General features: G+C 42.2%; 3 protein-coding genes. All 3 read right to left on the bottom strand.

Annotated features, from left to right (window positions below):
• Window positions 1-50: 50 nt before the first annotated feature.
• Complete coding sequence (locus HUW51_RS06475) at window positions 51-1,301, bottom strand: TCR/Tet family MFS transporter (protein WP_185273171.1); 1,251 nt, start codon at window positions 1,299-1,301, stop codon at window positions 51-53.
• A 303-nt stretch (window positions 1,302-1,604) separates the two neighbouring features.
• Window positions 1,605-1,973, bottom strand: a complete 369-nt coding sequence (locus HUW51_RS06470) for a hypothetical protein (RefSeq protein ID WP_185273170.1) — start codon at window positions 1,971-1,973, stop codon at window positions 1,605-1,607.
• A gap of 245 nt (window positions 1,974-2,218) precedes the next feature.
• A complete protein-coding gene (locus HUW51_RS06465) occupies window positions 2,219-11,893 on the bottom strand; it encodes a malectin domain-containing carbohydrate-binding protein (RefSeq protein ID WP_185273169.1) in 9,675 nt (3,224 codons plus the stop codon).
• Between the last annotated feature and the right edge of the window lie 580 nt (window positions 11,894-12,473).

Below are 12,473 nucleotides of genomic sequence, written 5' to 3'. Positions count from 1 at the left end.
AGAATTTGATCTATAAATAGCTAAAATTTAAAAAATTGACTTACCAGCATTTACCTGGAAGAAATTGCTTCTTCTGGAGTATTAACCGGAGTCTGATAATTTGCCAGTGAACGTAAGGCAAGAATCAAGCTAATTAATGTAAGTAAAGCCCCCATTAAAAATGGCGCTCCAGGAAAATAAATTGGAACAGCGTTGGAGGTAAAATAAGCGAATAGGTTAGTCATTAATGGTGGGCCCACAATAGAAGTTAAGCTTAGTAAACTGGTTAAAGCTCCTTGTAACTCGCCTTGCTCGTTAGCGGGTACTTGCCCCGATATAATACCTTGTACCGCCGGGCCAGCTATCCCGCCCAAGCAGTAAGGAATTAAAAAAGCAAACATCATCCAGCTTTTAGTGGCAAAAGCAAATAAGACAAAGCCTACACTATATAATGCTAAACCCAGGTATACAGAAAGTTTAGGCCCTAACAACGGATTGATAAACCGGATTAAACCGCCTTGTACTCCAGCCACCAGCACATCAATGGCTCCTAAGGAGTAACCGACCCAAGTTTCATTCCATTTAAATTTTTCCATAGTATAATAAGTCCAGGTACTTTGTGTGGCATGGGCTCCTATGTAAATAAATATCAGGCAGCTTACCAGGCCAATAATCACCGGATAACGCTTTAAGTGTAACAACGAACCAACAGGGTTAGCCCGTTTCCAACTAAATGGCCGGCGATGTGCTGGTGATAAAGACTCTGGAAGAATAAAATAGCCGTATAACCAATTAATTAAAGTAAGAGCGGCGGCAGCCAGAAAAGGAATCCGGGGACCAAATTGCCCTAATACACCCCCAATAACAGGACCAATAATAAAACCTAATCCGAAAGCAGCACCTACTATTCCAAAGTTCTGGGCACGCTTTTCTGGGGTGCTAATGTCAGCAATATAAGCGGTAGCAGTTGTTATGCTGGCACCAGTTACGCCGGCAATTAAACGGCCCACAAAAAGCCAGGCTAGAGTAGGAGCAAAGGCTACGAACAAGTAATCCAAGGCAAAGCCAAACAGGGAAATAAGTAAAATGGGGCGACGACCATAACGATCACTAAGGTTGCCAAGTACCGGGGAAAATAGGAATTGCATTACCGAAAAAGCAAACATCAGCCAGCCGCCATATCGGGAGGCATCGCTCAAATTACCATTAATTAATTGAGTTATTAATTTAGGTATAACCGGTATTATAATGCCAAAGCCGATAACATCAATAAGAAGAGTTACAAAAATAAAGCTTAGGGCTGCTTGTCGGTTACCAATCATAAAGTCGAATAAATCTTAAAAGGTAATTCAAAAACTGACTTGGGAAACATAAAGTACTCCGGAAAACCGGAAGAACTACTCCAGATACTTAAATTTGCTCTGCCTTAGTTATTTATACAGCGAAAGTTATTATGCTTTTGATTTAAATAACGGTACTTCTCAGACCGGCAATTATTTAAAACTAATCTATAGTCTGGTGAACCGTAAAAAATGGGAATGCAAAGTTGCTAAATTGTAAGAATGTAGGAATATAAAATGATGTAAAATTTAAAAAATAAAGGAGCTAAACAGCTCCTTTATTTTTTAAATTTTATGAGAGATATTAGCCTTTCCGGCAAGCTCAAAATTAGTAGCTTGTTTAATAGTTTTTTCTTTGCCGTCAGCATCGGTATAGGTGCGTTCTTCTACTTCTACGGAGAGGGTTTTCCCTTGTAGTTCTTTTGTGTCAACTTCGGTTTTGTCCAGACCCAGTGCTTTAAAGAAACTGGCCAATATTGGCTGGCCTGGTTCACTTAAATAAAAACGCTGATTTATAAAACCTTCCTCATTTTCTAATCGGCAATTTATAAAAGGTACGTTCTTGTTCTCACTGGTACCTTCTTCTATTTCGGTAATCGTTACTACATGACGACCATCTGGTAAGAAAGGCTTTTCATTTACTGTTACTTTCATAGATATATGTTTTACTAAAACTATACGCAGGTTAATGCCTGTAGGTTGTTATAATGCTATTTAAATTAGTAATGTTGTTCAAAGTAGCATAGCCGATTCTGTAGAGTATTAGTATTTTTTAGAATGGGGTTTAGTTAAAAGCAGGTATTAAAACAAAAGCACCCGAAGTCTATGATTTCGGGTGCTTTTACTACTATTTTAAAGAACCTAATAGTACAAACTATTAAGTTCTTCCGGAAGAGGGATTAGCGTACCAGTAGCTTGGCGCTAACTTGTTTCGTTTTACTGGTTGCAATTATAATATATTCTCCTTGAGCTAATTGGTTAGAGAATGCCAGGCTAACTTTATATGAACCATCTGCATCAGCAGTAACAGTTTTCACTTGGATGAGTCGGCCTTGTAAATCCCGTACTGATAAGGTAATATCTTCTTTTGAATTGAAGCTAGTTAAATCAATATTAACTTGGTCTCCCGGATTCGGATTTGGATATAAGTTAACAGTTGCTTTGTTATAAGCACTTAGATTGCTTCCTTCTGAAGAAAGATCATTCCCCGTTGATGTGGAACCATTTACTACTTGTGGTATTACCTCAATAGCAGCCAGGGCAGGCATGTTTACTTTGCCACTGGTGAAATCAATGTTCAACACCCCATCAGTAACTGTTACCTGGAAGGTCTCCTGAACTGCTTTCAGGGCACCTCCTGCTTTCACGAAGATGTCGTAGTTGGTTAACTTACGGGCACCTTCGATATCTACGTTAAACATGCGCTTACCAGATGCGGTGAAGTAAACTTCGGCAAAGTGCAGCACCACATTCATCGTGCCATTTTGCACCGGTATGCTGTAGTTAAAGTTGGTAGCTGACCGGTAATTCTGGTACAGAACATCTTCCTCGGTGTTGGCAATAGCGGCTGTGCTTGGGGTAGCAATCCGGTCTACTCCGCCGTAGTAAGCATCCGCCATAAACGTCCGGTTATCTGAGGTTGTGAAGGCTGCTCCGCCAGCATTTATCCGGATGGCGTCAGCTGTAACAGGAACATTACTTACAGTTACAGTAACTGGTTTTTCATCGCTTAGAGCCGGTGAGCCATTGTCTGTTACTTTTACAGTAAAGTTAAATGTGCCTGCAGTAGCTGGAGTCCAGGTAAACGCACCCGTCGAAGCATTAATTGCTGCACCACTTGGCGCATTTACTAAAGAATACGCTAGGGTTTGGTTCGGGTTAGCATCCGTAGCAGAGGCAGTAAAAGTTATTGCCTGGTTTACTGTACCGGTTTTATTACCAATTACTGCTAATACTGGAGCAACATTTAACTCTGGGGTCTGCCCATTTACCGTGATCGTAATTAGTTCTTCATCCGATAGGGCAGGAGAACCATTATCGGTTACCACAACCGTAAAGGTGTAGGTGCCGGCTTGTGTAGGAGTCCAGGTGAACATACCTGTTGAAGCGTTAATAACTGCGCCAGTAGGAGCGTTTACTAAAGAGTATGCTTTAATCTGATTAGCATCTGCGTCTGTGGCACTGGCTGTAAAGCTGATGGTTTGATTAACCGTAGTTGTTTTATTGCCAATGGTAGCTAATACCGGTGCTTGGTTTACCGGAGTAGTATTTGCCGGTATTACCTCAATAGCAGCCAGGGCAGGCATGTTTACTTTGCCACTGGTGAAATCAATGTTCAACACCCCATCAGTAACTGTTACCTGGAAGGTCTCCTGAACTGCTTTCAGGGCACCTCCTGCTTTCACGAAGATGTCGTAGTCGGTTAACTTACGGGCACCTTCGATATCTACGTTAAACATGCGCTTACCAGATGCGGTGAAGTAAACTTCGGCAAAGTGCAGCACCACATTCATCGTGCCATTTTGCACCGGTATGCTGTAGTTAAAGTTGGTAGCTGACCGGTAATTCTGGTACAGAACATCTTCCTCGGTGTTGGCAATAGCGGCTGTGCTTGGGGTAGCAATCCGGTCTACTCCGCCGTAGTAAGCATCCGCCATAAACGTCCGGTTATCTGAGGTTGTGAAGGCTGTTCCGCCAGCATTTATCCGGATGGCGTCAGCAGTAACATTACAGTTTTGATTGCGGGTAACAGTAAAGTTCTGGGTTTTGCTGCAGCCTGACGCATCTGTTATCGTTACTGTATACACCCCGGGAGTCAGGTTAGTGGCAGTAGTTCCGGTTTGTGCAGGAGTGGTATTCCAGGTAATGGTATAGTTACCTGACCCACCAGTAATATTGCCAATGGTAGCAGTGCCCGTATTTGCTTCGCAGGAAATAACAGGTGCAGTAAGCGTAAAGCTTAAATTATTTTCTTGCGCCGGAATAACAAAAGCTTTTGATGTTTCGCATCCACCAGCTTTATTTTCTTTGGCGTAAAAAGTATAGGTTCCAGCGGCCAAGTTGTTAAATACAGGTGAAGCCTGGTAAGTACCATTCATGCCTAATTTATATAGCAGGTCAGTTGAAGTGGTGTTGGTTGCACTTAAGGTAATAGAACCGTTGTTAGCATTACAACTTGCTCCTGTAATGGTATTCTGGTTAAGAACTAAAGTGCTTTGGCTACCAGATACTGCAAATATTTCGAGACCAGCAAGTGCTACCCGGTTAGCTGTAGGGTTGAATTTTAAATTTAACTGGCCATCGGTTAAGGTTACTTCAAAATCTTTCACTAAGGCAGCTTTATAACCAACTTCCCGGAAAATATCCAGATTAGCGAGACGGGTTTCACCTTCTACGGCAATACTAAATACCCGGCTTCCGCCAGTAGTAAAGTAGTTCTCAACAAAGTGTAGCCGAATCATATAATTTCCATTCGCTAACGGAATTTGATAACGGGTTTCGGCCAGGTTAGCGCTAGCGGAAAGGTAAGTTTGGTATAAAACATCATCTTCGGTGCCAGCTATCGGGGTAACGGCAGGTTTGTCTAATTGTACAGAACCCTGACGGTAGGCTTTATCTGCTTCCCATTGTTTTCCGTTAATGGTTACTACTGCATCGGCACCACCTTTAATCCGTTTTACCACAGTAATAGCCGCACAGTCATTGTCGCCGGTTCCATAAAGTGGAATACGTAATGGCGAGGTCGAGTTATTGTAATGTACCAGCAACGCCGCATTTTTAATGCCTTGGCTAGTTGGCCGGAAGGAAACGTTAACTGTGGCGCCTGCCTGAGCAGCTAAAGTGGATGTAGTTAATCCGGAAACTGTAAAGTCGGAAGCGTTAATACCGCTTATTTCTAAGCTTTTAATAGTAACTGCTGGGTCACTACCCGTTGCATAAACTTTGCCTAAGTTGCTCAGGTTAATGGCTTGGGTTGTAGTTGTGCCTACACGACCAGAACCAAAGTCGTATGCCGATGGAGCAGCAGCTAACTCGGAGTAGTAAGCCGGGCCTTCCGCTGGTTTGATATTGCTTACAAAGTAAACATTGTCCTGGTAGTCGTAATTAGTTACACCTGGGTTATTGATGTAATCGTGGGCAACAATATATGCATTCGGAATTATATTGCCTTTCGGATCTATGGCTTTGTAAACCCGGATACCTATTCTACCTTCTCCGTTACGGGAAAGATCGCTATAAGATGAACTAACTTTAAAGCCAAAAGGAGTAGTAGGAGAGAATGATGCTTCGGCTTGTACTATAGTTGCGCTCTCTTTATAAGGTAACAAGGTTTGACCATCGAGGGCACGGTGTCTTAGTATATTCGTATGCGTAGTTGCACCTTGAGCAAACCACTGAAGTGTTTCTACGGAAGCGCAGCAACCATGGTAAGCAGCCATTTGAATAGCATAGGCCGGCTTAGTGGCATCTGCCCGTACAAAGTATTGTGAAAATATCTCATCCGAGTTGGCAATTATTTTGGTTCCCTCGTTGCCATCTGTTTTGCCAATACCAACATTGGTTTTAAAGCCAAAAGCATTCACTATTTCCTGCAGGTAAGGTTCGTTTGCACCTTCGCCTTTGTATTGCCACAAACCGTGCAGCACAAATTTCTTCTTAGGCTCTAAATCATCGTTCGATAGTATGGATAATGTATCATTAAAGATTTTAATCCGACCACTTGATAATTTAGCAACAAACTGAATGGTCGCCTCAACAGAACCGCCTGGTGCAATAGTAATAGGCAGTTTAGTGGCAGCGTTATACGGCTCATTATTCACAGCAGCAATTTTCCAGGCGCTTGTGTTAGAAAGAACTAAGTTATTTACGCTAAGTGCTCCGGAACCACGGTTACTGATTCTTACTGTTACGCTATCATGGTTTTGGTTGTAGGGCGTAATAGTAGGACTAGTTCTGCGCCACGGCGTTTGGATTAATGAAAAGGTAAGCCGATCGTTAGCAGGAAATTTATTTAAATTTTCTACTATCATTGCCGCATTGCTCGGCTTTGGCGTACCACCAGTCGATTTTACTTCTAAACTTACGGTAAAGGCAGTGGTTGAATAACCCTCTGCCGAAGCTGTAACAGTAGCGGTATAAGTACCTGGACTCAGGTTGGCATCTTGAACATTAAAGGACAGGGTGCCTAAACCAGCATTAGGTATAGTTAACCATTGGCTACCTTCTGATTGTGTAAGGACTACTGTAGGAGTACCGGTGCTAGCGGTTAAAGTAATTGTTTGTGCCGGAGTAGGAGTACCTGTGGTTAAGCTAAAAGCTAAAGATTCGCCGGAGAAAGTAAGCTTTTTGGCAACAACCTGGTTGGCAGGTTTTACGTTGTATACAGCTACCACTATATCCTGGTAATCATAGCCGGAAACATGTTCTTCAGTGGCAATAATATAAGCATTCTCTACTAAGGTACCATCTGCATTTTTAAGCGGATATATCCGTACGTGATGCGGAATGGCACCAGTAAAAGTATTCAGGGCATCTTCGCTATATAAATGCCGGTTTTCAAAATAAGGCCAACGGGAATAGAAACCAAAGCTAACACTGCCCGGATCAAAAGAGAGGTTTCCAGTAGTTTGTACATCAACAGTCTGGTAGCTACTGTTAGCCACAGAAAACAATTCGTTTTTAGCATTAGCATTACCAGAGTTGTACCAGCCAAAAGCAGTTACAATACCACCGGTATGCTGTGGGCCAAACACCGACAATGGCTTAATGGTTACTGGTCCATCTTCAGCCCGGATAAATTGTTGCGCGGCTACTTCTTCGCCCAATAAAGGCGCTTTAAAATTGGTGCTATGAATGATATTGGTAGATTTATTATCGTCTCCCACGTTCACTTTAATGCCGTGTACATCCAGTACCGCTTGCAAAGATGGTTCGTTAGTGCCAGATAAACCGGTTGTGCCTAAACCTTTTAATGTTACTTCTTTAACCGCATTATTATTGCTGGTAACAACTATTTTGGCAGTTTTAACACCAGTAGAAGTAGGATTAAACGCTACGTTAAAAGTAACAGCGCTATTAGGGGCAATAACTACCGGAGAGGCCGTGGTTGGCGTAGGCGCGCCTACTAATTGAAACTGAGATTTATCGACCCCATCCAATACCAAGCCTGTTACCTGTAAAGTGCTGTTACCGGTGTTGGCAACGGTAATAGTATGGTTTTGGCCAGCAGCACCACCTACTACATCGTTATCAATAATTTCAGTTGGGCTTACGGTGGCAATACCTGTTTGTGCGGAAACTGCTGTAGCTTTTAGCAACGTAATTTGAGCAGTTTTGCCGGAGGTATTATTCCAGTTATACTCAATTACGTACAAATTACCGGTTTGAACATCTTCGGTTAGATCCAGCGGGTTAACAAAACCACCTAAACCAGTAATACCGTTAGTGCCGGAGCCAGTTTGCGATTTTACAATATCATATATTTTATCGTTGGCAGTAGCTGAATTAACCGAAGGGTCTTTTACCATGGAGCCGGGCTCCAGCACGATAATATCGCTACCACCACTAAAGCGGCACACTAAAATTCTGCCTTTTAAGGCTCCTCCAAAGTTATTGCTCTTGTATTCAATAACGCCGTTTGGCGATTTGTTTAACTCGAAGTCAAATGCAGCGCCCCGGTAATTTGCGTCTGGCACAATAGTAGAAGGATATTTTGGATTATCTACATAGCCACGGTGTGCCACGTATTCTCCCCGAAGTGGGTTAGGATGACCAAAGAAGCCTACTGGTTTTAATGGGTTAACCCGGAATAACCAGTCTGGTTGTACTTGTATGGAGCTGGTGGCAGGTATGGCTGGGCCGTTATAGAACGTACCATCTGGCCGACGGGTACCGGTTACGGAAGCCGGTGAGTTACCTCCGGCGGCTGAACCGTTAGTAGGTACGTATAACTGACCATTTGAATGCCATAATAAATCGTACGCGTTACGTACTCCAGAAGCGTAGATAGTAAGCGGAGAATTGATAGCATAAGGGTTGTAAGTGCCATCAGACATCCGGATATTGTTAGCCGGAGCGGAGTTAATTACACTTAGGTTAGCGGTGGTTCTAACATCTAAAGGCAAAGTTATGCCAGTTAATTTAGTTAAGTCTAAGCGCAATACGCTACCAGCCAGCAAACTCTCATCACGCTGCCAGGTGCCATCATATCTTCCCATGGAGCTGTTGCTACCTTGGCAAAAATACAAGGCTTTGTCCGGACCAAAAACAATGTTGTTTACCAGGTGGTCTTTTTGAGAACGCGGTAATTTAGTTACAACCAGTTCTTCACTGCCTAAATCGGGGCCAGAAAGCCGGGATAAGTTACCATCAAACTCAGGGGCATTTGTTAAGCCAGCGCTGCAATGTGACACCCAGGCAATTAAGTTAGAGGCCGTAGATGAAGGATCAAAAGTTAAACCAACGGCAGAACGGGCACCGCGTTTTACTACCAGCGAGGTAATTTCAACCAAGCCTGATAACATGCCGGTTTCACGATTTACATTAAAGCGTTCGATTACTCCGTCTAAACGCAGGGCATAAAATCTACCATCCGGGCCAAAGGTTAAGCTGGTATACTTTTTACCGGTAGTTCCGGGGATGGTTTGTTTAGCAAATTCTATAGAATTTGAACCATTTGGCGTTGATACGCTGCCGGTAGTAAAAGTAGCCTGGTAAGGAATAAAGGCAGCGCCGCTGTAAGATTTAACAGCACTGGTAATTACGAATCTATAGGTGGTATTGGGTTCCAGCGCATAGGTTGGAGAAAAGCTGATAGCATCTCCACCACCAGTTCCCTGAATCACTCCTTGTATTTCGGATGTAACGCTGCCAGTTACCTTTAATACTTTTACCGAAGAAGCATTTAAAGTAGAATTATCTACCCCGCCTTTAAAACCGGCAACTTCTGGTACATATAAGTTGTTAGCTGCTATGCTGGAAGTATTCACGCTTACGTTAGTGGCACCGTTAGCTGGCGTAGAAGAAATAACGTAAGGCTGATTGCTGCCAGAAGCTACAACGCTAACTTGCACTGTAGTACTAGCGCTGCTGTAACCAGCTGCAGATGCCAGTATGGTAGCAGAGTAAGTGCCTTCTGGTAGATTTTTAGCCGCGGTATAATCAAAGATTACGTTGGGTTCACTGTTATTGTGTGTGGCGTTAAAACTTAACCAATTGGAAGCGCCTGCATTGTAAGTGGCACTTAAAGAAACCGGTAAATTCTCCTGGGTACCGGAGTTGCTTAAGTCCAGAGAAAAGGTTTTACTAGTGGTGGTGCCTTTCTCAATTACTAAGTTGTGGGAGCTGGTTGACCATAGCAGATACGGTTTGGTATCTACTGGTAAGATATGAACAGAATTTATTTTAGTGTTGGTACCCCCATCGGCGTTAATAGTAAGATAGCCATCGGTAACAGTTACACGAACTTTGTTTGATTTAAACCGGGTGGCGCTGCCTTTTGTTCCGCTTGGTATAAAGCCGCTAATGGCACTTACACCTTCCACATTTAAACTATGGATTTCTGGTACGGGAGGTACGGTGGTGCTTGGTAAAGCATCACCAGCGCTAACGGTAACGTCATACTGGCCGTTTGCTACTTTAACTTCCCAATAACCTTCGGTTTTAGTACCGGTAAATGAGCTGGCAATATCATTAGCCTGCATGTGCATTACCGTAGCTTGCAATACATCAATAGGTTTGCTCAGGCTAGGGTTCCGGTTTCTGCCATTACCCGGTACCGATAGATCTAATTCAGTGCCGTCAGAACGTTTTCTCCAACCATATTCCAGATTGCCGTCTTGGTAAGGACCTGTTTTTAAACCAAATGGTTGGCCATAATCGCGCACCCAACCCGTAGGAGGTACAGTGGTTGCATCTTGGAAATTAACTTTAATTTCCTGTGCAACAGCAGGCGAGGTTACATTTAAATTAATAGTAAGTACCGCTGGCTCGTAACCATCGGCAGTAGCAACAACTTTAGCTTCGTATAAGCCTGGGCTCATGGTAGAGCTAATGTTGTTGGAATTAAAAGTTACGGTACCCAGGGCCGCACTTGGCAAAGTTAACCAACTGGCTGTAGTTGGAGTAAATCTAACACCGGGTTGGTCTTGGTTAGCTGAAAGAACGGTAGATTTAGCAGTTACGGTTCCTCCTTGTACGGCGGTAAAGTCGAGCGCATTTGGCAAAAAGGTTAGCGTTTTAGTAGCCGGGTTGTTTAATGCTTTAATGCTGAAATCATCAAACGAGTAATTAACCGGAGTAGTAGCCAGGCGATGCGAAGCGAATATACCGGCAAATGAAAGGTTTTTGCCTCCTACTTGTTTGCCTGTAATAAAGCTGGCTGGCAGCTCAAAAGTACCCATAGATACTTCCGTGTTGCCATCAACAGTATACCGGCCTTCGATGGTACCGTTGGAGGTAGCAGTTGCCCCGCGTTTAACTATCAACTTTAATTTTACAATGCTTTTACTTAAAACAACAGGAGTAGCAGTAATAATTTTATCTGCTGCACTGGTATTAGAGGATAAGCCGTTAACCTCGCGCCGGAATTCAAAATTGTTTCTGCCGTAAGTAGAAGATACAGCAACTATTTTTACAAAGTTATCTTCGTTTAAACCAAACCATAAACCAGCTTGCTCTGATTTGTTGGTGCCAGCGGCAGGTTGTAACAAAGTGGTTTCTATTTCTATATCTTGCTGACTTGCTTCTACCCCAACACCCAAAGCATTTAACTGGGAGTTAGTAGCACTAGTAGTGGTAGAAGTGCTACCATTGCGTAAGAAAGCGATGCCAGGAGAGGTGGTAATGGTAAGTTTACCGCTACCAGATGGATCGAGCGTTAATCTGCCGGGTTCATAACCGGGTACGGCTGGATTTGTAGGAGTGCCATCAGCTGCTAAACGAGCCGAAGGTGCATCCACCATCGTAAAACCTATTTTGGCCCCGTTCTTATCTGCTAAGCCGCCTTCGCTGCTATTAAAAATCAGCATGTAAGGCAATGATACTCCTATGTCGGAACAAGGTAAAGCACTCAAAGGCGAACAAGCTACTACTGGAGCTTCCTTCTCAACGTTTATTGAAAAAGAAGCACTGATAGAAGCTTGCAATTTATCGGTAGCCGTAATCCGGATTACAGAAAGACCAGCGGTGCTGGGCGCCGTGCCACTAAAGGTTTGCGTAGCCGCATTAAATTGCAACCAGGCTGGTAGTGCTTTCCCATCCGATAAAGTAGCTGTATAAGTTAACTCATCGCCAGCATCCGGATCAGAAAATGTTCCTGTATGAAAAGAAAAAGTTTTGCCGGCAGTAATGGTTTGAGCCTCTGGCGAAGCTATAATAACCGGAGCAGCGTTGACAACAGCATTATTAATGTTCGAAATAATGGTGTTGGCCAGCCCAAACGTATACTTACGGGCCTGATCTAAGGCATTAGATTGCCAACTAAATAATAATCCTGAAGAAAGCAGAATTAGCAATAACCAATAACGCGTACTATTGGGCGTTCGATTTTGAATAAAGGAGTATCCTTTTTTCATGAGTACTTAGTTTTAGGAGAATTTAAATAAAGTGATATTAATTTTTTTATTATTAAATAAAATTTGCCCACAAAGTCTTAATTAAACCGGGTAGGCAGCATAGATTAAATTTTAATATTGGAATTGAGTAAGTAAAAAGTAGCTTAATTTGATAGTAGGAGGCTGTTTAGCATATAAATGCCGATATAATCTTATAGTATGTATTTATTTTCCCATGTGCTATTTAATATTATCTAAAAGTTAACAACCTGTTTTATTTATCGCTTTGAAATTATTCAAGACTATTTTGAAACATTTAAACAAGAATAGTGCTGATTTTATATTTTATATCTAAAATTTTTAATTTTTACTTAAAATTATTTTAATCTGCTTTTTTCTATATTGTAGATCAATCAGTTAGAGGCTGGATTATTTTTATTTTTTTATTGGAACTAACCCTGAAATACCGCTAATTATTTTTATTCAGGAATGATGTTCCTGCTTTTATTGCTTATTTGTTCAAGTGCAAAAGTAATGCAATAAAAATATATAAAAAATAATATATTAAAAATCTTAAATGTTTTAATTGGTTTATTTAAAA

The sequence above is a fragment of the Adhaeribacter swui genome, assembly GCF_014217805.1.
Lineage (GTDB): Bacteria > Bacteroidota > Bacteroidia > Cytophagales > Hymenobacteraceae > Adhaeribacter > Adhaeribacter swui.
The sequence above is the reverse complement of the archived record's forward strand: the minus strand, read 5'-3'. Positions and strand labels throughout refer to the sequence as shown.

Coding starts and splice junctions, on each gene's coding strand:
- HUW51_RS06465 (WP_185273169.1), bottom strand. CDS start 11,893: ATGAAAAAAGGATACTCCTTTATTCAAAATCGAACGCCCAATAGTACG.
- HUW51_RS06475 (WP_185273171.1), bottom strand. CDS start 1,301: ATGATTGGTAACCGACAAGCAGCCCTAAGCTTTATTTTTGTAACTCTT.
- HUW51_RS06470 (WP_185273170.1), bottom strand. CDS start 1,973: ATGAAAGTAACAGTAAATGAAAAGCCTTTCTTACCAGATGGTCGTCAT.